This window comes from Clostridium chromiireducens (assembly GCF_002029255.1).
GTDB lineage: Bacteria > Bacillota > Clostridia > Clostridiales > Clostridiaceae > Clostridium > Clostridium chromiireducens.
Window position 1 is genome coordinate 21,715 of sequence record NZ_MZGT01000046.1, and the last position, 22,104, is coordinate 43,818.

Consider the following 22,104-nt stretch of genomic DNA (forward strand, 5'->3'; position numbering starts at 1 on the left):
GGAGGTTTATACTTATTATATTTTAAGAAGAAGTAGTCTATCTTGGCTACTCAACCTAAAACGCCAAAATCCGTTCACGAGAACATGACGAGGTGTAGAAAAAGAATTAAAAAATAAGTAGGTTGAGTGGACGGTAAAGATACCATTGACATCGTCAAAGACAAATGGTATTCTAATAAAAAAGTAAAAAGTATCATCGGAGGACAGTACACCGTAGTGTAGGGGATAGTAAGCGCACTGCTTGCAGGCCGCCTGTCAGATAAGATGTCGAGTGAGCTCGGCTATTACGTATATGTAATAGCCGAGTATTTTTATTTTTAGGAGGTATGAAATGAATATTATATTAAAACAGACCAAGGAAGAAGAACTTACATATTTGACAGAACTTGAAGAAATTTCATTTGCTGTAAATAGTAAATATTTTAAAAAGGGGTGTAATAATGGAATTCTCGCTTGCAAAAATCAATGATGAAGACTTAATGCAATATAAGAAAGATATGCAGGAGGCCTTTCAAAAAGGGTTTGAAGATGTCTATGGCAAAACGGAAGGCATTGTTCTTCCTGAAAAGGATATCGACTGTTCCTTGAATGAAAAAGGCGCTATTGCATACAAAGCAGTTGTTGATGGTCAAATGATTGGTGGTGCTGTTGTAGTCATTGATAGCTTAACGCAATATAATCATCTTGATTTGCTCTATGTGAAATATGGCACTCAAACAAAAGGCATTGGTTATGCAATTTGGAGTCAAATTGAAAAATTGCATTGTGATACAAAGGTATGGGAAACTTGCACTCCATATTTTGAAAAAAGAAATATTCATTTTTATGTAAATAAATGCAGGTTTCATATAGTGGAATTTCAAAATGAATATAATCCAGCACCAGGTACATCCGAAGATTTTATTGGTGATGGAGGGGATGGAATGTTTGTGTTCCAAAAGAGTATGTAATTTAGCATATTCCAATACTGAGATGACACGACAGGCATATTGCTTATTGTAAAATATTTATTGATTTGATCAAATGTAGCAGTATTACCACCACGACGGGAACTTGAAATTGCTGCAGCAGGTTTATAAGATAAAATGTCATTTGAAAAATTGGTAGAGAATACCCTGTCCATAAATGATGTTAGCATACCTGAAGCAGAAGCAAAATGTACTTGCGAACCAAAAATAAACCCATCTGCACAAGCTACCTTTTCTAAAAATTCATTTACTGGGTCATTCATAAAGCATCTGCCTGTTTTGATGCAAGAATAACACCCCACACATCCAGAAATTGCTTTTGTTCCTTACTTATTTGGTGCAAATATTTTGAAAATAACTATTTATTCTTTTCGACGATGTTAGCAAGTAAAAGGGCCCCTTATTTTAGAAATCACTTCATTGAGTTGGTTACTTATAAATTAGAGGATGAAGTAAATGTTCAGAAGGAGTAAATTCAGGGTTAAGGAAAGATGCTGTCAAGCAATTTTTTGGGCAAGCTATAGTAGGATTGATAGAATGGTGGTTTATAAATGGAATGCCTTTTTCTCCTGAGGTTTTGGCAGAACATTTAGGCATATTGATAGGGAGAAATTTGTAATCACTAATCTAGACTGATTCAAATCTATTTAATTATAGATAGGAAATGTTATAAGAGGTTTAGAATAATTAACGGTGAATCTTATCATAAGTGATGTAGATTTTTTTAAAGTATTGTAAGATGAACCGTATTGAAGTAGAAGTATTGTTCAATGGTTTGAGAGGATTTTGATTTATGCTAGTCTAACTTTTACGCAGAAATAGGAATATTTGCGTTAAGGGATAGGTTTTGCAAATTTGTTTATGTCGATATAGGAAGACGCCATTAGCTTTCACCATGTAGAGATTGGTTTATAAGATAACTAAAAAAATCACGTTAAGGCATTAGAATTAATACTTAATCAATTTATGAAATTATCTGCTATCAACTAAACAAATTGATAGCAGATTATTTGTTTCTACTAAGCTTTAAAAAATATATGCTTAATTTTGTATCTAACAAATTCGACACTTTAAATGGCTATTCTGCCTTCTACTTTTTATTTATTAGCAGGGAAATCAGTAGAAAAGGCAAGTTCTTTTTGTGCTTCAAGTTCTTCAAGACGATTTGAAAGTGATTGATGTATCGTATTATAAGCTCCGCTGCCAAGAGCAATTCTTATTGGTGCTGGTTTTTGGTCGGCAGTGTCAATCATGATTTTCACCATTCTAGCAGGATCACCAATAGGAACTATCGAAGTATCTTCAAAACCGCGTCTGGCATTATGTGCTTGAGAAATCGAGTAAGCCTCTAACTTTTGACCCAATACTACACTATGATGTGTAAAATTCGTACGTGCTCCGCTTGGCTCAACTATTGTAAGGCTGATGTTAAAAGGAGCGATTTCTTGTCTTACGGCTTCGCAGAATCCTTCAATTCCCCATTTAGTTGCATGGTATAGTGATCCTCCAGAGAATGCAGTTTGGCCTGCTGATGATGAGAGTTGAATAATATGCCCTTCTCCTTGAGCACGTAGATGTGGTAATGAAGCTCTAATCAAATGGATAGATCCAAGGAGATTTGTGTTAATCTGATGAGTAATTTGCTCAATAGTTAATTCTTCTGCTGCACCAATAAGCCCATAACCAGCGTTGCTTACAATAACATCAATTTTTCCAAGTTCGTTGAAGGTTTGATCGACAACCTCATAAATTACGTTGGTGTCTGTAACGTCAAGATGAAACACTCTAAGAAGAGCACCGTATTTTTCCTTAAGGTCTTCTACTGAATTCATATTGCGTACAGTACCAGCAACTTTATCGCCCCTCTCAAGGAGTTGTTCAGTCATATGTCGTCCGAAGCCACTGTTAATACCAGTTATAAACCAAGTTCTTTGTTTCATTTCTCTATACCTCTCTTTTGTTAAAATTTAATAGTTTAGACATCAAGCTTGACTAACCATATTATCACATTAAAAATAAAAATATAATATAACGATAATGTTTAAAATTTGCCTAATTCTGCAAAGTATTAATTAAATGAATTGATGAAAAAACAAATTGATTTTTGATATAATATTTACTATAGTTTTAAGGAATATTATCATTGAGTTAGATAAATGAAGTAATATGTGGAAATTATCAGCAAATGTTTTAAGTATAAAGGCTGGGTGAAAAACAAATGTTAGAACAAAAAGATAAATTAAATAATGAAGTATTAGTTGAGGAAAGCAACTTTACTAAACAGAAGGCATTGTATACTATAATTGAAATGACAGAGAGAATAGCTCAAACTGATGGAAATACCCAAACAATAATCCCATTTTTTTCGGTTACCAGACACAGTCATGAAATTCCTATAACTCCTGGAGTTATGAATCCTGCATTTAGTATTATTCTTCAAGGAAGAAAGGAGTTTCATTTCGGAGATGAGACTATACATTTTAATGCAGGTGATTTTGCAGCGTCTATTATTGATATGCCTGTATCCGTACAAGTGATAGGTGCATCAAGAGAGTTGCCATGTATTAGTTTGCGTATTGATTTTACGACAAGTGAAATTGCTTCTGTAATGCTGGATGCTCAAATTGAATTTAACATAAAAAATAAGAATCTTTATTTAGGAGCATTTGTAGGAAAATCAGATGAGGAACTATTAGATTTATTTATTAGACTTTTGAAGCTAATAAATAAATCTAAGGATACTTATTTTTTATCGCAGCTTATTAAGCGAGAAATGATTTATCACCTATTGAGTGGAGAGTACGGATACTTGTTTTTGCAACAGGTTCTAGCCGAACAACAGGCAGATGGAATAGGTAAAGCAATAGAATGGATCAAGGAAAATTATAAACGTTCTTTTACCGTGGAAGAACTAGCAAAATCAAATAATATGAGTGTATCAGGACTGCACCATAAGTTTAAAGCTGTAACTGCCATTGGTCCGTTACAATATCAGAAAGAGCTGCGACTTCATGAAGCAAGACGACTCATGTTTAGTGATTCTATTGATGTTACTACTGCTGCCATGGAAGTTGGTTATGAAAGCTCATCTCAATTTACCAGGGAATATAAGCGGTTCTTCGGACAGCCGCCACTTAAAGATATAAGAGCTTTGCGAAAAAGTTTTGAAAATGGTGAATTTCAAAGTGGTATATAAGGCGTATCCTTTGGTGATAATAGATGGTTACAATTATCAAAGATAACTTAATAATGTATCTAATTAATAGAAGAGAACCAAGTCAAAATGAATGAGGTTCTCCTTCTTCTTTTTTCAAGAACAATACTTATGATAAATATCTCAATACTAATGGTAATATTAAGAAACTTAAGATTTACATTTGTACAGATTGACATGTTTTTATGCTGGGATCTAAGATATATTTTTTATTACATTTTTATTATTTTCATATTAATTGTTCTTTAGCATATTTTCTTTAATAACATCTGATAATATTTTAATTCCTTCTCTTATTTTCTCTTCACTAATATTTGTGTAGTTCAAACGTAAGGTATTTTTATGACCACCATTTGGGAAAAATGCTTCTCCTGAAATAAAAGCTATACCATTTTTCAATGCACATTTTAATAATTCCTTGCTGTCCATATAAGTTGGAAGTGTAACCCAGAGAAAAAAGCCTCCCTTAGGTTCGGTATATTTAACTTCTTTAGGAAAGTCAGCTTTAATTGCATTAAGCATAGCATCCCTCCTATTTTTATAAATTGCTATATTTTTTTCTATATGTGCTTTAACATCATATTTTTCAAAAAACTTTGTTATCTGCATTTGAGAAAATATATTTGTATGAAGATCTGAACCTTGTCTAAACAAGACAAATTTTTTTATAATTTCTTTGGAAGCACAAATCCATCCAATTCTGAAGCCTGGACAAACAATTTTGGAAAAGGTACTGAGATAAATAACTCGTTCTTCAGTATCAAGACTTTTTAATGGAGGAAGATGCTGCCCAGTAAAATTCAACTCACTGTAGGGACTATCTTCAACTATTAAAATATTATATTTGTTTGCAAGCTCAATTATTGATTTTCGTCGTTCAAAATTTAATGTAACTCCTGTTGGATTTTGAAAATCTGGTATAGTATAGAGAAACTTAACATTTTTACTTTTTTTAAGTTTTTCTTCTAAGACTTCCGGGTCTAAACCTTCATTATCTATAAAAATCTCTTCAAACTTTGGATAAAAAGGTTTAAAAGCATTAATTGCAGAAAGATAGGTAGGGCTTTCGCAGAGTATAGTATCACCTTCATCAATAAATGCCTTTGCAGTTAAATCCAAGCCTTGCTGAGAGCCTGAAATAATCAGTATATTATCTATGTCTGTATTGATTCCTCTTTCTCTCATAATTTCAATAATGATTTTCCTAAGCTTATCATATCCTTCAGAGGTCGAATATTGCATACTTTTTCCACCATAGTCTGAAAGTATTTCATTACAAATAACCTTCATTTCCTCTACCGGAAATGTTTCTTCTGAAGGAAGTCCGCCTCCGAATGAAATAATATTATTGTTTCCTATTAATTTTAATAGCTCCCTTATTTCAGAAGCTTCAATTGTATCACTTCTTTTTGAAAATTTAATATTCATGTTAAACATCATTCCTTTCGTTGTGTTCATGGTACAAAAATTATCAATGAATTAGAAGTTTAAAATCGGGAACTGATAATGCACAATATATTAGGAGAGATGCCATAACAATATTGAATAACTTTCTATGACGGCTAAGAATTTTTTGAAATAATGCACCAAAAAGAGTCCAGCAGGACATCGATATAAATCCTACCAATGCGAGGAATACAGCAAATAAATATAATATTATGCTCGATTTATAGTAGGGTATTATAAAAATTGAAGTTACCGTTATACCATAAAGTATTGTTTTAGGATTCATGAATTGCATAAGCATTCCAGATTTAAATGTGTTGATGCTGTAATCATTAATTGCATTTGGGTTAGAATTACTTTTGAGTATCTTGATAGCTAAATATATTATGTATGCTGAACTAAATACTTCCATAGACAACTTTATGTTGGGAAGAAGTTTAAATAAAAATAAGTTAAGATAACCACACAATAACATGATCACAGCCATACCAGATGTAGCACCTAGAACAAATTTCAATGTTTTTTTATATCCAAAGTTAGTACCATTTGTCATAGACATAATATTATTTGGACCAGGCGTAAAAGTTGAAATAAGAACATAAGATAAAAGTGCAGATAAATTGAACATAGCTGACCTCCTTAATGATTAAATTTGAAAAGATAGTATCAATATGATATCATGCTACTAACAATTAGTGAAATCAATAGTTTAAATTGAATCAATCAAAATAAATGATTGATTTGGAGGTATATACAAATGGAGTTTCGTCAATTAAATGCATTTATTACTATAGCTAAGCTGAGTAATTTTACAAAAGCAGCATTTGAGCTAGGGTATTCGCAATCTGCTATCACTGCTCAGATACAACAGTTAGAAAAAGAATTAGGTGTTAATTTGTTTGAAAGATTAGGGAAAAATATATCTTTGACTTCAGAAGGGGAAAAGTTTCTTGTTTATGCTAAAAAAATAATTAAACTTTGTGATGAAGCAAAAAGTACTTTAATTACATCAGATGTAGTAAAGGGAACTTTGACAATAGGGGCTAATGAATCGCTTTGTGCTGTAAGACTGCCTCCTATATTAAAAGAACTTCATGAGCGTTATCCGGAAATTGAAATTATTTTAAAAATGGAAGGCAATAACAAATGTAAAACATTGATAAGAGAAAATCAGATTGATGTTGCTTTTATTATTGGTCAGAAAATCAATGCTTCTGAGTTAATTACAGAATTGGAATTTCCTGAACCTTTAGTTTTATTAGCAACCCCAGGACATCCACTTACTTCCAAGAAACATGTTTATCCTGAAGATATTGCTGACTGCAACATAATTGTTTCAGAAAAAGGCTGTGGTTACCGAAATCTTTTTGAACAAAGTCTCAATGATGCTGGGGTAACTCCGAAATCAATAATGGAAATGGGCAGTATCCAATCAATCAAACAATTGACAATGAGCGGACTTGGAATAACGTTGCTTCCAAAGATTGCTGCTGCGGAGGAGCTGAAACGAAAGGAATTAATAGAACTTAATTGGTGGGAAGATTCTTTTTATTTGGCTACGCAAATGGTATATCATAGGGATAAATGGGGTTCAAGAGCATTAAGAGCTTTTATAGATCTGAGTAAAGAAATGATGAATAGTTAATTTTCAAAAAAGAACTTGTTATATATATGAGAGAGGAAAAAGAGCTATCATTTGCTACTGATACGGTTCACCGTATCATAAATAAATGAGGTTTTTGTGCATTTTTGCATAATACAGCTCATGTGGAGTGCGTAGTATTGATTATACGGGTGTAAGCCTTAATTTCAAAGGGTTTCCTGAAAATCGCAGATTTATTGAAGGTGTAGTCTGATGATAGTATAATGGATTAAGTAGAGAGTATGGCCATTAAATCTGTGATATTCTTTGAAAGGAGATTTAAAGTATGAAAAATGGACAAGAAGAAATTCCAAAGGGCAATGAAGTGTTAACTGATAGTTCCAAGGTTATTAACGATAAATTACGTATATATATTTTTGTAGGAACCATTGTATATACAATTTTAATATTGTATTTCATGTTCTTGGGGTTTAATAGAATAGAAGGTAGAAGCGTATATAATCAGTATACGTTTATTCTTGTCCCAGAAGGACTTCCATTAAGGTTTCCAGAACTAACCATGTCATGGTTATACGATTTTGGAAACATCGCTGCTTTTATCCCTTTTGGAATAGTAATTCCATTGTTGTATTGTGTGCGTTTTAGAAAGTTTATAGCATTATTTATATCAGCTATTTTATTTTTAGAAGTGTTGCAATCTTTAACTTTCATGGGTACGTTTGATATTATGGACGTAATATCCAATACATTAGGCGCGATGATAGGATTTGTGGGATATAGAGTAGGATTTTCTTCTAAGCTTAACTTTAAAAAACTCGTTGCATCAGTAGCATCTATGATTATGCTAATCGTTGGAGTTATGGGTGTTTCTGAAACAATTGATTATGGTGTAAATGTGAATAAAAGAATAGGACCTATTCAAGCATTAAACGAAGCAAATACAAGCATACCAATAACTAAAAATTTTTCAACTTTTACCGTGCAAGGGGAAAAAGTACAGCCCGAATTTAATTTGTTTAGCAGCAATGATGGAATAAGTAAGGAATATTTATTTAATTTAGGAAAGAAAAATCTATGGCTCTATGCTGATTATGGTATTCCCGACGGAGAGGAATATAAAGGTTCCGTTACGATTATGATCAATGGGGAAGAGTTTGTTCAGTTCACTAATGAAGACAAAGATAACCATATGTTGAAATTAAAGACGTTTTTTGATTCGGAAATAAAAGACGTTAAAATTATAGTTACCGGAAATGCTAAAGTATGGGATGTTAGCATCGCAGAAATAAAACATTGGTGGGAGTAACTACGATAACGAAGAAATTCGGAGGAAGTTCTATGGAAAAGATTCCAACATCACGAATAGATATCAATAACAACGTTTATACTCTCCCAAAAGGGTATATAATTATGAGCTTTGCCAATAAAAGCTTTGACGCTGATAAATATTTTGATGCGATTTGGAAAGGGTTCGAGAATAAACGTGAACGCACTGAAGCCGAGATGGAAAGCGCTAAAAATAGAGAAGGGTTTGACAAACCATATTTTGCCCCTGATTTACGCATATTAGTTGTTGCTCCAAACGGAGACTATTCTGCACATTGTGGCATGTGGTGTATTCCTTAGAACATTTATTTTGTTTTAGGGCTATTGGATTAGATCTATGTTATAAATAATAAATCAAAGAAAAAAGTGCTAATCTTTGCTGGATGAAGCACTTTTTTCTTTGATTATATCTTCAATATTATGATCAGGGTGTTTCTACTTTTATCTCTAATAGTCTAATAGATAGAAAGATTTTGCATATTTCATCACCATGTTCTAAGGTTATACCAGCCATATCTTTTATTTTGTTGATACGGTAGAATAAAGTATTTCGATGAATATTTAATATTTTTGCAGCTTCTCCTGGAGAAGAAGAATAAAAGATATACTGTTTCAATGTTTCAAGGAAATTTGTTCCGTTCTCTTTGTCATAAACCATAAGCATTGCGACAGCTGGATGGCAAAAATCCATCTGATCATATTTATTTGAAATCAATTCATAGATAATATGCAAGGTACAATCCTCAAAAAAGGAGCAATGCATGTTTCTTTTTAATCCTATCTCCATTGCTGTAACAGCATTCAAATAGTGTTTTTTTGAATCATTCAAAAGAGTGTACTTTTGGCTGATTCCTGCATATAGATTATTTTTGCTCAAGAAGTCATTAAATTCGCTATTGGGGGAATTAAAAAGTTTATCAAATAGCAATTGATCAAGGAAAGCTACAATTCCAGGAGCATAAATAATACACTGTCCAACAGGAATGTAAGATTTCAAAATTCTAAAAATGGAAGGAATCTTACTATCAAAAGCTTCTTGTCTGTTACTTCCAATAACCATAATGTAAAGATATTCTGTCCTAGCCCATTTTAAATAGTGTTGTTTATTTTTTATAATAGACTCATCAATCTGCTTGCCTTCTATAAGGTCAGCTAATAAGTAATTAGGGAGATTGTTGTTATCCAAATTTAAAAAGATGTTCTTTTGTAATTGAGCACATATGAGTGGGCTAACCTTGTCTATTAGCATAAAATCAATATCTTGAAAGGGGATGCTGTTTTCGTAAACAACAAATTTCCCAATCTCTATGGTGTCAATTTTTATAGAGGATATTAGGTTTCGTTTTGAATTGTTCTCTTTTTCAATATTATCATTTGTTTTATCTGAACATATTTGTGATAAAGTGTCTTCTGTTAGGTAAAGATTTTTATTTTCACTTTGAACAAATTGAAAAACATTTTCCGCATCATAAGAAGCTGCCAAGAGCTTTCCGCTTGTATCGATTAATATCAATGGTCTTGCAAACTTTTCCCTTGCCTTATCTATCAGATATTGAAGTCCTCTGTTAGAACAAAATCCATCAAAAAGATCCTGCATGTAAAGTGCAAGCTTTATATCTATTTCATTTAGATCATTTATATCGAAGTTTTTTTTCATGGAAACCTCCTAATATTTCAGTTGTGCTTTAGTACAATTTTTAGCTTTAATATGAAATGAAATTCGAATTTGAGTACATTGTATGGGTTCTTACATTATATTATAATCAGAAATGTAAGGCAAGGCAGCTATTTGAAGCGTATTGTGCTTGAGTATAATACGTTAATGAAAAATACTATACTGCAGGTGATTATCCAGTATTAATAAAATCGTTAAAATTGATAGTCTTTAGCCTTAAAAATATTGCTATTTCATAGGAGGTAATAAAAATGTCTACTATTTTATTAAAAAACATAAAAATTTTTAATGGTATTGAGTGTATAGATGAGGATAAAGTAGCAATCGAAAACGGATATATTACTGATAAGACAGAAGGAGATATTGAAATTGATGGAAATGGATGCACTTTGCTTCCAGGGCTCATAGATGCCCACATTCATTTATATCAAATTAAGAACCTAGAGGAAGCTTCAAGATATGGTGTTACAACTATGATGGATATGGGGACACGTTCACCGGAAGTAGTTCATAGTCTAAAAAATTTACCTGGTTTACCTGATATACGAAGCAGTTATAGTCCAGGTTTCGCTCCAGGAAGCCAAGTTCCAGCTAAAATGGATTATCCTGATTCTGCCCTTGTAACAAGTGCAGATGATGCAGAGCGCTTTGTGAAGGAACAGATATCATATGGTGCAGATTACATTAAAGTTATGATAGAGGGCCAAGGTGTAGGTGTTAAAGATACGCTATTTCCACCGGAGATTCTTGCTGCTATTGTCGCCAAGGCTCACACTTATGATAAAAAAATCATTGCACATGTAACTTCTTCTAATGCTTTTAAAGCTGCAATAGAAGGGGGAGTGGATGTGGTAACACATATTCCCTTTGCTGAACCTTTAACAGAAGAGGTTATTCAGTTGATGAAAAAAAACGGCACTGTGTCAGTTCCTACTATGGTAACAATGAAAGGAATTGTTGAATCAATTAAAAAGTTTAATCCTAACGCGCCATTGAATTATGATTATGTTAAGGAAGCAGTTGCAAAACTTTATAAAGCTGATGTGACAATTATAGCTGGAAGTGATTCTAATACTGACGATCCAACAACTCCATATTCTGCACCTTATGGGGTTTCACTTATTAATGAACTTGAACTAATGGTTGATGCTGGTTTTACTCCTATTCAAGCATTACAAAGTGCAACAAGTATTCCTGCAAAATACTTTGGCATGAATGATAGAGGAATTATTAAGGCAGGCTATAGAGCAGATCTTCTTTTAATAGAAGGTGATCCGACTGTAAATATTAATGACATAAAAAATATTAAACAAGTTTGGATTGGTGGAGAGAAGATTATTTAAAGCGATTGCAGTTTTATGCCCGCTACGGCGAACCGTATAATAAATAAATGAGATTTACAGCCTTATGCATTTATATATATGACTTGCCTAAGGCTGCTTTCATAGGTGAAAATACCGCATCATAAGTAATGAAATTAATATATAACAATTAATTATAACAAATTATTTTCACATTTTTCCTCATGAATTTTTTTTCTTTCTTCGTTAATAATTTGAACTGCGTCAGGAGATGTATACTTTTCTATTTTTGAACGAATGAGGTTCATATTTTCATTAAGTTCATTTATTTGGTTTAAAATTACTTCTTGATGTGCCAAAAGTAATTTTTTCGCTCATCTATAGTACTAGCACCTAACATGCAGAAATCAATATATTTTTTAATATCTTTAAGTTGCATGCCAGTATTTTTTAAACAACAAATTGTTCCAAACAGACTTACGTCTGATTCAGTAAAAACTCTGTTTCCTGATTTATTTCTCAAAACAAATGGTAGAAGCCCCTCTTTGTCATAGAAACGAATTGTATATATAGAAACGCCAAACATCTTTGATATATCTTTTATAGTATAAGTCAATTTTAAAATCCCCTTTAAAATTTATTTAAATTTGTTTCATTTTAGGAAATTTGTTTTAAAAAAAGCTTGACCTAGAGATACCCCTAGGTATTAACATGAGTATAAATCATAAGAAATTAATTTTCAAGTAACTTATATATTCTTGGATTAACATTAAAATTGATGACTAAGTTAATACTAGCTTTGAAATATAAGTAGCAGTATAAATAATGAGATATTAATTTCGAAATGGTTAATAAATATTTAAAGGAGAAATTTTTATGAATAAAAATAGCAAAATTGCATTAGTTACAGGTGGAAGTCGTGGAATTGGTAGAAATTCTGCAATATCATTATCTAAAAAGGGAATAGATGTAATTATCACTTACAATAATCAAAAAGAAAAGGCAGATGAGGTTGTAAAAGAAATTGAAGCTAATGGTGCTAAAGCTGCAGCTATTCAGCTTGATGTGAGCGAGGTATCTACATTTGATTCCTTTGCATCTAAGTTATCAGATGTTTTAAAGGATAAATGGAATAGAGAGCACTTTGATTTTTTAATTAATAATGCTGGAATTTCAAACCATACTCGTATTTTAGAAGTTACAGAAGAAGAGTTTGATAAAATAGTTAATGTACATTTTAAAGGAGTTTTCTTTTTAACACAGAAACTAATTCCTCTTATTGCTGACAAGGGTGCAATTGTAAATACTTCAACAGGATTGACCCGTTTTACATTCCCAGGTTCTGGACTTTATGCTGCTGCAAAAGGTGCAGTAGAAGTCTTTACTAGATATTTGGCTAAAGAATTAGGAGCTAGAGGTATAAGAGCAAATACTATAGCCCCTGGACCTGTTAACACTGAATTTAGTGGAGATACTTATATTAAAAATCCAGAGTTGAAAGATACAATTGGTTCTTATGCTGCATTAGGAAGAATTGGAGAAGCTTCTGATATTGGAGGTGTTGTGGCTAGTCTATGTACAGATGAAATGGGATGGGTTACCGGCCAACGTATTGAAGCATCTGGCGGTATGTTAGTATAATTAAAAGATATTACTCTTAATCAACAAGATCTTATAAGCTTTCGTTGATTAAGAGTGCATATATGGAGCCTTTTTAAGATAAGAAATTTATATTTACTTTTATAAAATAATAAAATATTAATATATTTTATTTAGTGCTATATTCGTTCAATATCAAGTTCAGTCATTCTTCCTTCACAAAAACCCCCGGGGGCTTTTATGAGCGAAGCGAATTTGCTAATGAACTAATCAGTGTTAAGGCTGAAAAAGGGTTTAATAACGTTATTGATGCATTTCACGTTGAAGCCGTAACATTGACCATTAAAGCTGACGAGGGGAAGTACCATAATACTGTTTAAAGGCCTTATAGAAATTGCTGCTATTGCTGTATCCGAGCATATCAGCAATTTTTTCAATGGAAAGATCCGTATGATCCAATAATAGCTTTGCTCTTCGCATACGTGATTCAGCTAGCAGAGCAGAAAAGGTCTTCCCTGTCTTTTCCGGCAAAAGACGGGAAATATAAACGGGGTGATATCCGAAATGGGATGCAATGTCATTCAATGTTACAGAATCGGAGTGTGATTCGATATATTCCATAATCCGGTCAATTAATGTCGTGCCAGTAGGTAGATGCTGACGCTTGTACTCATAGGAAAGATACATTGCAAGGGACATGACCATAGGTTTTAAAATTTTCTGTGAGTCCTCTGTTTTATGAGCATATTCAAGAATCATGACATTCAGCAGCTGCCAGATTGGCGAAGAAGCTGGAATTTCCAGATGAACGAACTCTTCTGCATATTTGTTTTTCTGTGGTTCCAGAAAAAAATTAAGCATGGAGCTATCCGCTGAGAGCGCACTAAGGTATTCCCGGAAAAAGGTTTCTTTACGAATCAGTATTCCGAGAATAATACATTCGTGATCAGAATCACGCTTAACAGCATAGCCGCTATAGGGCTGACCGATATAGCAGTCTCCTTCTTTTACCGTGATCCGATTGTTATAGTTGGCGCTTAATGCATCATAATCTCCGTGGTAAGCAAAATGAATGAAAAAAAAGTCTTGGCGGTGAAAACGCTCCTCAATTTTTTTCCCTTTAAATGCACACACCATAACTTCCTCGGATTTCTCTCCCAACCAATGCGAAATTAGTTCGTTATTTCCTGAGGACGGATCCGGGCTAAAGTCCCAATTCAGGTGCGGAAAGTCCTGACCGAGTTTTTCTAATGCGTGATCGATTTCGGTATCGCAATTCCAAGGCATAACAACGTTCCTTTCTTCAGATTTCTGAGCAATTCTTTCAAGCATTGCAACGTTTTTGGTAAATCAGACATTCTTATATCTAATTGTAGGTTAAAATACGCCATAATTCAAGTTAATATTTAGCGCTGATTTGGAAGGTGAAAATCTATATGATGGAGTAGTAGCAAGAAAGTTAAAATTGAAAGGAATAGAACATATGTATAATTTTGACTTTTATATGCCGACAAAAGTATTATTTGGAGCGGGAAAACTTCAGGAACTGCATACAGAAGTGCTTCCAGGAAAGAAAGCACTGATCGTGACATCCGGAAAAGATTTTATCAGAGCATTGGATGAACTGATCGAAGCAGTCGGATGTAAAGATCTCCGCATGAGTGATGCAGGAATTAAGGAAGAAGAGCTCACAAAGTATCCGAAGAGAATACACGAGGTGCTCGGCGGCGACATTACCGCAGCCCCGTTACCGCTTACGGATGAAGATTATCTTGAAATCTATAAGAAATCATATCGTTAAGAGCATAATGCATGGAATAACTGTGATTTATTAAATAATTTAAGGAGGATAAATATGTCTAGAAAAAATATCGGAGCAAAGCCATACATCACACCGATGCCGGTTTTGATGATTTCTTCTTATGATGAGGCTGAAAAGCCGACCGCCATGTTAGCAGTATGGGGCGGAATCACGAATGAGACAGAAATTACTATTACCGTAGCATCCCAGAGAAACACGTTAAAGGGAATTTTTGCCAGAGGTTCCTTTGTTGTAAGTATGGCGGATGTGGAAAATGAAGTTGCCTGTGATTACCTTGGTATAACAACAGGAAATAAAGTGGAAGATAAGTTTGAGAAGTCCGGATTCCATACAACAAAGTCCGAATTCGTAGATGCACCGATTATCGATGAGCTTCCTTTTGCCGTTGAGTGCAGAGTGAAGAGCTATGATGAGGAAACTTGGAGACTGGTAGGCGAAATCGTCAATGTAAGTCTGGATGAACGGATTCTTGGAGAAGATGGCAAGGTATCATTTGAAAAATTCCATCCGATCACTTTCGATTGGATGAATAAGGCATATCTGTCGGTTGGTGAGAAGATTGGTGATGCTTACCGCGACGGACTTCAGTTGAAAGAGAAGAACTAAGAGGAGGCTGTTTATTATGATGAAAAATTTAGGTCCAAACGTTTTTTCATATGGTTATCCAGCGCCGGTTTTAATGGTTGGCACTTATAATGATGATGGAACAGTCAACGTGATGAATTTGCATGAGTGTACAAGGACGAATGCAGGTGATCTTGCATTATGTATTGGTCCACGTAGTAAGACGCATGAAAACATTAAAAAGAGACGCGCATTTACTGTTGCACTGGTTAATAAGAATTTGATAAAGGAAGTGGATTACTTTGGAATTGTAAGCGGCCATAGAGTTCCTGATAAATTTGAAAAAACAGGATTGAAGGCTGTAAAGAGTGAACGCGTCAATGCCCCTATCATCGAAGGCAGTCCACTAGTCATAGAATGTGAACTCATAGAGGTTGTAAGAACAAATAATTTCACTACTGTACTTGCCAGGATTGTCAATGTAGCGGCAGATGAGTCAGTGTTAGATAAAACCGGCAGAATTGATGCCAAGAAAACAGGAATGTTATTTTTTGATTCGTTCAGCAACAGCTATTTTTCATTAGGTGAGAAAGCCGGAAATGCATGGGTCGAAGGAAAAAAATATCTGTAAATTCTTGTTTTATATGAGATTTGCATTTATATGACATTAATACGAGATGTTAAAGATGAACGATAAAATTATGTCGGTCGTTTTTGCCGGACATGGGAGCCCTATGGTGGCATTAGATAACAATGAAATTACAGAAGGTATGCAATCTAGGCTTTATGGCTATGACAGGGTTCGTTTTCGGATTATAATACACGGAACATGAAATGAGAAAAAATCGGGACTGAAAAATGCGTTTTTCAGCCCGATTTTTTTGCCCTGTTTATAGATGACATCCGAGATTTTCATTGGTTGCTAATTAATGGCTCAATAGAATAAGACAATATAAAACTCTATTGTGCAAATATTTATCTAACCTGCTAGGGTACTTCATTTCTTGAGAATAGCTTTTTTACTCAAAATATGAATTCCACTCCAGCATAGCAATAATAACACCTGTGCCAGAACAACAAGCCATAGTACCTGCGTGTATCCACCTATAATGCAAAATATGGTATTAACCAGTGGAAAACCCAGGAATGTAAACATGATAAGAAAATCGTTTTTGTAATCCATAGAACTAATGACCTTACGATCCCAGAACTTGGTTAAGGTTAACACTAAAATTCCCACTGAAATTATAGTAAGTGCAATCAACATTACCCATTGCATATTAGAAGTTCTTGGGAAAAATGGTGCCATATAATTAAAGAAATTGGATAAAGGTGAAACCAAACAAACTACAGAAAGAATGGAAGCCAAAAACGGATATATGTAGCCAATTAGTTTACTATAGCCTTTCTTTTTATGCCACCATTCACCGATTAAAATAAATGCGGTCCAGTATCCGGCTATATAGATCCATCCTGTAAAATTCATGACAGGTTCCCCATATATGACAGGTTCACCAGGGATCGGGAAATAACTCCACCGGCCAATGATTCCTTCCGAAGTTTGAAAAATCTGTTTTACTGCGACTGGATCCAGTGAAAAGTCAAAAATCATAGCACTAAGTCCAGTAATGAAGGGTTTAGTCCATGCCGGTATATTGATCGTCTTCAAAACACGTAAAGTTGAATAAACGATAAGAAACTCGATAATAGGAACAGTTAATGGTATATTGAATATCATTAGGATACTGTGCCCATAGGCGTAAAAACCTTCATTTCCCATAAGTCCCATAGATACCGCAACATTTTCAAAGACTGCGGCGTAGAAAAAGACAAAACATAGGAATTGCATTAATACAATCTTTGGACGTTCTTCGTTTTCAATTATATAGAAGACCATTAATGCGGCGATGATTAAAACTAAAATATCTTGAATAATCCATACAGGTACTATAGTTATATTTCCCATTGTGTTACCTCCATTTAAAATTATAATTTATTTGAACGTTCAAATATGTTGTATGTTAAATATATTATAAGTACACAGTGCTACTTAATCAACAGGCAGTTCGCTAACATTATGTTCGATATATTACAAATCAGATTAGTGTTGTTCGTTAACTGAATTATTTATGGCGGGAAAATAGGAACAACTCAATCATCATTTAAGATTAAGGCAAAAAAATATTTTTGGGATTTGAAATTATAGAAAATCCATGTAGTAAATGTGGAATTATTACTGAGATTATAGTTAATACTTAAAATGAAGAAGATTAAGAATTATAGGCATTCTATACGAATCCAAGAGTGAGTTTTGATGGTAAGGTATTGGTATGCATCTGTAGGTGTAGAAAAAGAACCACTAGTAATGGAATTAACCACTGAATCAATAGGCATAGATGTCGGAATTAAAGAACTAGCTATATGCTATAATGGAATGACTTTTAAAAATATAAATAAAACACGATTAGTTAAGAAATTAGAAAAAGGATTACGTAGGTTGCAGCGTAAACTATCAAGAAAATATGAGTTAAATAAAGAAGGGAGGAAAGTTGTCAAAACTAGCAACAGTATAAAACTTGAAAAGCAGATTAGATTACTTCAATGAAAGTAGTATATTCTTTTAGAATTACAAAATCGGACACATTGAACAGGGAATTAAACAAGCTTTATAAAGTTTTATAAGGTTTTGGCAACGGTATTATGGCATACGAAAAAGCAGACCGCCGGGTGAAATATACAAAAATGATTATAAAAAACAGTTTACTGGAACTTATGAAAGAGCGTCCTATCAGCAAAGTTACAGTGACAGATATATGCAAAAAAGCAGATATCAATCGCAATACTTTTTATTCACATTATGGGAATCAGTTTGAACTTCTTTCAAATATTGAAGGTGAGTTATATGAAGAAATCAGACAGGTTGCGGAACGTACTTTGAACCTTGAAACTTATGAAAAACTATCATATGAAATTTGCAAGTATATAAAAGCAAATAGCAATATATGTGGAGTATTATTTTCAGAGAACGGGGATAAAGAATTATTGAAACGTATTATTTATATCAGCCACGAACTAAATATTGAGAAATGGAAGAAGGAAGAAAAATATATTGATCAAAAACTATTTGATAATTGGTACACATTTACCGCATATGGCACTATAGCCGTAATAGAAAAGTGGGTCAATAGTGGTATGAAGGAAAGTCCAAGTAAAATTGCTGCTTTTATTAATAAAGCAACAGAAGCAGTATCGAAAGATTTTTATTGATACTCCCTTTCATTATGATAACCGATAAATTGTACAATAACGAAAGAACAAAAGGGCGTTTGCTTGGATATATAAACACAGTGAAGATAAGCATGGGACTATTGTTAAAAAGGGAGCATTAACATAATTTAGTCTTTATTGAAATACCGTATTATTCAGATGAATTTGCGGTATTTTTTGTACAAGTAATGCGTAACTCTAATATAATATCAAATGCTGAGCAATTAATTATTAAATGTCTGAAAAATAGAAGAGTATAGCATATTCATGAACTGATTTATGAACAAAGGAGTACTAATTGAAAGGCTTACTATATTTCTAAGAATATAGTAAAGCGGCAAGGTTGGTTAAAAAACTGACCTTGCCGTTTTTTTATGTAGACATATCCACTGGTAAGAAGTGTTGCTGATTTTTTAGTTCAGTAGTTAGCGGAAACATATGAGCAGTAAAATTTGTGCGTTTTGGTAGCTTGCAGGAATATGCCCATTATTTTTTAGAATAAGGCGTTATCCCATTTTTATATAGGGTATCTACTAACTTGAAAAATTCTTCTGAGGATAAATCCTTTTCTTGCTTGATCCAAAGGCGAAATAAGGAAAGGGATGTTGATATATAAAACTCAATCAAGTATGGCTTTAAGAAATCATATTCTTGAAAGTTCAACTCCAATCCATCAAAGGGAATTTCTCTTTTCAAACGCTCTAAAAAATGAACACTTCCATAGTCACCCAAGAGAGCCTTGAGAACTGATATAAGCTTGCTATTTTCTATACAATTAAGTGCACTTTGAATGGAAGCCGTAGATGTTTTCATATTTGTCAATTCCTCTTTTATGTAGCTCAATAAATCACTTTCAACAGAGTCTAATAATTCGTAAATATCAGCGAAGTGTTGATAAAATGTGCTACGGTTATAGCCTGCTTTATTGGCAATATCTTGAACCGAGATTTTTTCAATGGGCTTTTGATTATATAACTCACAAAAAGCATCTATAAACGCCTGCCTTGTTTTTTCTGTAATTTCGGGTTGCTTTTTCATTTGATCCTCCTTTTGTAAACAAAAATATCAACCAACAAATAATAAAAATCTGATGGTTGATAAAGCTGTAATAACCATTTACAATTCTATTATACAACGCGTTGTTGCATAGTCAAGAGAAAATAGTATCACAATAAATAGGAGTGATTTTTATGTCAGTAAAACAAAATAGAATTTTAATTTTTGGTGCAGGCGTCATAGGGAGCATATACGCAATCAAATTCATTGAAGCAGGGATTGACGTTACTATGTTTGCACGTTCTAATAGATTTAAAACATTGAAAGAAAATGGCCTAAAATATAATGATAAAGGTGTGGTTAAATCTATAAAAGTAAATGTAATTGATACCCTTGAAAATGATGATGTATATGATTTTATTTTCGTTACAGTTCGTTACGATCAAGCCGAATCAGCGTTGTTAGCACTAAAAGACAATCAAAGTAAAAATATTGTTACAATGACTAATAATTCAATTGGATTTTCTTCATGGTTAGATATAGTTGGAGATAGACTTTTACCAGGTTTTCCCGGCGCTGGCGGACAGATTAAAGATGGAATATTGTATGCTCGAATTCCACCAAAGGTTTTATTTGCTACTATGTTTGGAGAAATTAATGGTTTAGAGACAGAACGTGTAAAAAAACTCACAAAACTATTTAAAACAGCAAAACTTCCTTATACAATTAATAAGGATATGAAATCATTTCTAATAACACATTCAGTATCGGATATTGCACTGTTGGGTAGTTTATATTTTGAAAATAAGATAATTGATGAGGAAACAGCTAGAATCAGAAAAACGGCACACAAAATAACAATCACTTTAAAAGCATATTTAAGTGCAATACAAAAAGCTGGAGTTGCTATTAATCCATCTGCATTTAAAATTGTGCTTAAATGTCCAAATTTCATTCTGGATTTTTTCTTTATGATGTGGCTACGAACTAAAATGGTAAAGGATATGATGCTGCCGGATTATGCAAGTAGTGCAAACAACGAAACTGTACAACTAAATAACGATTTATTAAAATTGCTAAATCAAAATGATGTCATAATGTAAGAATGAAAAAATGGTAAATGATATAACATATATGTGGACAGGTGAAGAATGTCTTTATATTGCTCCAGCTGATATGACTTTAATTCGAAAATGGATTCAAAATGGCATGAAGGAACCGCCACAAGGAATGGTGTATATTAATTATAAAAAAAGACAAAAGCAACAAGGATGAATAAACTTGTTACTTTTGTCTTTTTTCTATCATACATTATATATCTGCTTTCAATGTGGAGATTAGTAAATATTTATAAGTATTTTAATATCTATCTAATATCATTTGGGTTTTTAATTGATCTTCTGGTAATAGCCAGCCTTTTTCATTAAACAATTCTATCAATTGATCATGGCCTTCTTGTGCAGAACTTCTATCGTCAGTTTTAAAGGAAGCTTCTACTACATAGTCGTAACCACTTCCTGAAGTTGCTTTAATCTTCCAAACTTCAATATAAAATTTCTCTCCATTCCAACTACCTATAGATCTTTTGGCGTCTACAGGACCATATATATGAGAATTTTGTAAAATAGTAGTTCCATAATTATTAGATATACTATTATTTAATTTGCCAGGGATTTTTTTTACGGCAGCTTTTATAGAATCTTTACTAGAAGGTAAATCCATGCCAGAATAGCCTGATATGCTAACATCTTTGTCATTGGAAAAGCTAAGGGTTTGTTTATTATAACCCCAATCAACTTGAGCATCATAATCATCTTCACTCTTATCAAAACCATCTAAAGCAGCTGTTTGAAGTGCTGAATCTATGTTTCCGTTTGCTATAGAATATCTCTTTTTATAGGTTAATTCAAAGTCAGCATCACCTTCCATTTTTCGAAGTCTTACATCCCAACCAATATCATTAAAATCTAAATTGCTAGAATCTAAATATTCTACTGACATCTTTGTAACAGTACTTGGCATATTGAAGGTGTCCAGTACCTCTTGCTTTAATTTATTATCAGAATCTAATACTACGGAAGGATTCATATATATTTTTACCTCATAGTTAGGGACAGCAGGAGTTACAGTTTTTCCATATGCTAATGAACAATTTAATAGAGTGAGCATTAAGGTCATCATAGAGCAAATTTTAAATTTTCTTTTCATTATCTTTACACCTCTAACTTTCAAAAAAATTTTGTATGAAATTAGATAATAACTTATAAACTTAGGGACGTAGCTAAAAACATAATTTAATATTTATATTGCAATATCTCATCTC

The 22,104-nt window shown here is 33.0% G+C and carries 24 protein-coding genes and 3 pseudogenes; 17 read left to right on the forward strand and 10 right to left on the reverse strand.

From position 1 onward, the window contains the following. The first annotated feature begins 331 nt into the window (after nucleotides 1–331). Entirely contained in the window at nucleotides 332–469 is a 138-nt protein-coding gene (locus tag CLCHR_RS24870; protein ID WP_169896825.1) for a hypothetical protein, read from the forward strand. Beyond that, the gene (locus CLCHR_RS16280; RefSeq protein ID WP_079440879.1) at nucleotides 441–950 is read left to right on the forward strand and encodes a GNAT family N-acetyltransferase; all 510 of its coding nucleotides are present in this window, start codon (nucleotides 441–443) and stop codon (nucleotides 948–950) included. The genes CLCHR_RS24870 and CLCHR_RS16280 overlap by 29 nt, the downstream gene beginning before the upstream one ends. Here the strand turns inward: CLCHR_RS16280 and CLCHR_RS16285 are convergent. Further along, a pseudogene (locus CLCHR_RS16285) lies at nucleotides 950–1,294 on the reverse strand (flavodoxin family protein); the annotation flags it as partial. The gene CLCHR_RS16280 and the pseudogene CLCHR_RS16285 sit on opposite strands and share 1 nt — an antisense overlap. A 203-nt stretch (nucleotides 1,295–1,497) precedes the next feature. Between CLCHR_RS16285 and CLCHR_RS25685 the strand changes: the two are divergent. Beyond that, complete coding sequence (locus tag CLCHR_RS25685) at nucleotides 1,498–1,587, forward strand: TetR-like C-terminal domain-containing protein (RefSeq protein WP_423236644.1); 90 nt, start codon at nucleotides 1,498–1,500, stop codon at nucleotides 1,585–1,587. 478 nt (nucleotides 1,588–2,065) lie between these two features. Here the strand turns inward: CLCHR_RS25685 and CLCHR_RS16290 are convergent, their stop codons facing one another. Then, nucleotides 2,066–2,908 carry an SDR family oxidoreductase gene (locus CLCHR_RS16290; RefSeq protein WP_079440880.1) on the reverse strand — a complete coding sequence of 281 codons (843 nt, stop codon included), beginning with the start codon at nucleotides 2,906–2,908 and terminating at the stop codon, nucleotides 2,066–2,068. 278 nt (nucleotides 2,909–3,186) lie between these two features. Between CLCHR_RS16290 and CLCHR_RS16295 the strand changes: the two genes are divergently transcribed. Continuing rightward, nucleotides 3,187–4,164, forward strand: a complete 978-nt coding sequence (locus CLCHR_RS16295; protein ID WP_079440881.1) for an AraC family transcriptional regulator — start codon at nucleotides 3,187–3,189, stop codon at nucleotides 4,162–4,164. Between the two features lie 252 nt (nucleotides 4,165–4,416). Here CLCHR_RS16295 and CLCHR_RS16300 read toward each other — a convergent pair whose 3' ends face one another. After that, nucleotides 4,417–5,640, reverse strand: coding sequence for an aminotransferase-like domain-containing protein (locus CLCHR_RS16300; protein ID WP_423236645.1), 1,224 nt, complete (start codon nucleotides 5,638–5,640; stop codon nucleotides 4,417–4,419). Between the two features lie 13 nt (nucleotides 5,641–5,653). After that, complete coding sequence (locus CLCHR_RS16305) at nucleotides 5,654–6,256, reverse strand: LysE family transporter (protein ID WP_079440883.1); 603 nt, start codon at nucleotides 6,254–6,256, stop codon at nucleotides 5,654–5,656. Nucleotides 6,257–6,385: 129 nt separating this feature from the next. Between CLCHR_RS16305 and CLCHR_RS16310 the strand changes: the two genes are divergently transcribed. The 3 genes from CLCHR_RS16310 to CLCHR_RS16320 all read left to right on the forward strand — a co-directional run bounded on the left by CLCHR_RS16310 (nucleotide 6,386) and on the right by CLCHR_RS16320 (nucleotide 8,857). After that, nucleotides 6,386–7,273, forward strand: a complete 888-nt coding sequence (locus CLCHR_RS16310; RefSeq protein WP_079440885.1) for a LysR family transcriptional regulator — start codon at nucleotides 6,386–6,388, stop codon at nucleotides 7,271–7,273. 283 nt (nucleotides 7,274–7,556) lie between these two features. Beyond that, on the forward strand, nucleotides 7,557–8,537 hold the full coding sequence (locus tag CLCHR_RS16315) for a VanZ family protein (RefSeq protein ID WP_079440886.1): 981 nt from the start codon (nucleotides 7,557–7,559) through the stop codon (nucleotides 8,535–8,537). 32 nt (nucleotides 8,538–8,569) lie between these two features. Next, on the forward strand, nucleotides 8,570–8,857 hold the full coding sequence (locus CLCHR_RS16320) for a hypothetical protein (protein WP_079440887.1): 288 nt from the start codon (nucleotides 8,570–8,572) through the stop codon (nucleotides 8,855–8,857). A gap of 124 nt (nucleotides 8,858–8,981) precedes the next feature. On the opposite strand, the gene CLCHR_RS16325 is transcribed toward CLCHR_RS16320, so the two are convergent. Further along, nucleotides 8,982–10,214, reverse strand: coding sequence for a PucR family transcriptional regulator (locus CLCHR_RS16325; protein WP_079440888.1), 1,233 nt, complete (start codon nucleotides 10,212–10,214; stop codon nucleotides 8,982–8,984). Between the two features lie 269 nt (nucleotides 10,215–10,483). Between CLCHR_RS16325 and CLCHR_RS16330 the strand changes: the two genes are divergently transcribed. After that, complete coding sequence (locus CLCHR_RS16330; protein ID WP_079440889.1) at nucleotides 10,484–11,575, forward strand: amidohydrolase family protein; 1,092 nt, start codon at nucleotides 10,484–10,486, stop codon at nucleotides 11,573–11,575. A gap of 152 nt (nucleotides 11,576–11,727) precedes the next feature. On the opposite strand, the pseudogene CLCHR_RS16335 reads toward CLCHR_RS16330, so the two are convergent. Next, nucleotides 11,728–12,149, reverse strand: a pseudogene (locus CLCHR_RS16335) (MerR family transcriptional regulator). A 260-nt stretch (nucleotides 12,150–12,409) separates the two neighbouring features. Between CLCHR_RS16335 and CLCHR_RS16340 the strand changes: the two are divergent. Next, nucleotides 12,410–13,174 carry an SDR family oxidoreductase gene (locus tag CLCHR_RS16340; RefSeq protein WP_079440890.1) on the forward strand — a complete coding sequence of 255 codons (765 nt, stop codon included), beginning with the start codon at nucleotides 12,410–12,412 and terminating at the stop codon, nucleotides 13,172–13,174. Nucleotides 13,175–13,474: 300 nt separating this feature from the next. On the opposite strand, the gene CLCHR_RS16345 is transcribed toward CLCHR_RS16340, so the two are convergent. Further along, complete coding sequence (locus tag CLCHR_RS16345; protein WP_242966120.1) at nucleotides 13,475–14,464, reverse strand: helix-turn-helix transcriptional regulator; 990 nt, start codon at nucleotides 14,462–14,464, stop codon at nucleotides 13,475–13,477. Between the two features lie 133 nt (nucleotides 14,465–14,597). On the opposite strand from CLCHR_RS16345, the gene CLCHR_RS16350 reads away from it, so the two are divergent. The 4 genes from CLCHR_RS16350 to CLCHR_RS25480 all read left to right on the forward strand — a co-directional run bounded on the left by CLCHR_RS16350 (nucleotide 14,598) and on the right by CLCHR_RS25480 (nucleotide 16,351). Next, complete coding sequence (locus tag CLCHR_RS16350; RefSeq protein ID WP_242966122.1) at nucleotides 14,598–14,933, forward strand: hypothetical protein; 336 nt, start codon at nucleotides 14,598–14,600, stop codon at nucleotides 14,931–14,933. Nucleotides 14,934–14,987: 54 nt separating this feature from the next. Further along, nucleotides 14,988–15,560: a flavin reductase family protein gene (locus CLCHR_RS16355; protein WP_079440892.1), complete on the forward strand. Its 573-nt coding sequence runs from the start codon at nucleotides 14,988–14,990 to the stop codon at nucleotides 15,558–15,560. Between the two features lie 16 nt (nucleotides 15,561–15,576). Continuing rightward, nucleotides 15,577–16,149 carry a flavin reductase family protein gene (locus CLCHR_RS16360; RefSeq protein WP_079440893.1) on the forward strand — a complete coding sequence of 191 codons (573 nt, stop codon included), beginning with the start codon at nucleotides 15,577–15,579 and terminating at the stop codon, nucleotides 16,147–16,149. A gap of 70 nt (nucleotides 16,150–16,219) precedes the next feature. Then, complete coding sequence (locus tag CLCHR_RS25480) at nucleotides 16,220–16,351, forward strand: hypothetical protein (RefSeq protein WP_278337010.1); 132 nt, start codon at nucleotides 16,220–16,222, stop codon at nucleotides 16,349–16,351. A 164-nt stretch (nucleotides 16,352–16,515) separates the two neighbouring features. Here CLCHR_RS25480 and CLCHR_RS16365 read toward each other — a convergent pair whose 3' ends face one another. Then, nucleotides 16,516–17,484 carry a carotenoid biosynthesis protein gene (locus tag CLCHR_RS16365; RefSeq protein WP_079440894.1) on the reverse strand — a complete coding sequence of 323 codons (969 nt, stop codon included), beginning with the start codon at nucleotides 17,482–17,484 and terminating at the stop codon, nucleotides 16,516–16,518. 323 nt (nucleotides 17,485–17,807) lie between these two features. Between CLCHR_RS16365 and CLCHR_RS16370 the strand changes: the two are divergent. Both CLCHR_RS16370 and CLCHR_RS16375 read left to right on the forward strand, forming a co-directional pair. Continuing rightward, nucleotides 17,808–18,117: pseudogene (locus tag CLCHR_RS16370) on the forward strand (transposase); the annotation flags it as partial. A 101-nt stretch (nucleotides 18,118–18,218) separates the two neighbouring features. Continuing rightward, nucleotides 18,219–18,785: a TetR/AcrR family transcriptional regulator gene (locus tag CLCHR_RS16375; RefSeq protein ID WP_242966124.1), complete on the forward strand. Its 567-nt coding sequence runs from the start codon at nucleotides 18,219–18,221 to the stop codon at nucleotides 18,783–18,785. Between the two features lie 486 nt (nucleotides 18,786–19,271). On the opposite strand, the gene CLCHR_RS16380 is transcribed toward CLCHR_RS16375, so the two are convergent. Continuing rightward, nucleotides 19,272–19,823 (reverse strand): TetR/AcrR family transcriptional regulator, encoded by a 552-nt coding sequence (locus tag CLCHR_RS16380; RefSeq protein ID WP_079440896.1) that lies wholly within the window; start codon nucleotides 19,821–19,823, stop codon nucleotides 19,272–19,274. 152 nt (nucleotides 19,824–19,975) lie between these two features. Here CLCHR_RS16380 and CLCHR_RS16385 point away from each other — a divergent pair, with 152 nt between their 5' ends. Next, the gene (locus CLCHR_RS16385; protein ID WP_079440897.1) at nucleotides 19,976–20,884 is read left to right on the forward strand and encodes a ketopantoate reductase family protein; all 909 of its coding nucleotides are present in this window, start codon (nucleotides 19,976–19,978) and stop codon (nucleotides 20,882–20,884) included. Between the two features lie 10 nt (nucleotides 20,885–20,894). Continuing rightward, complete coding sequence (locus CLCHR_RS24880) at nucleotides 20,895–21,056, forward strand: TetR-like C-terminal domain-containing protein (protein WP_169896826.1); 162 nt, start codon at nucleotides 20,895–20,897, stop codon at nucleotides 21,054–21,056. Between the two features lie 84 nt (nucleotides 21,057–21,140). Here the strand turns inward: CLCHR_RS24880 and CLCHR_RS16390 are convergent, their stop codons facing one another. Continuing rightward, nucleotides 21,141–21,989 (reverse strand): hypothetical protein, encoded by an 849-nt coding sequence (locus CLCHR_RS16390; RefSeq protein ID WP_139376253.1) that lies wholly within the window; start codon nucleotides 21,987–21,989, stop codon nucleotides 21,141–21,143. Between the last annotated feature and the right edge of the window lie 115 nt (nucleotides 21,990–22,104).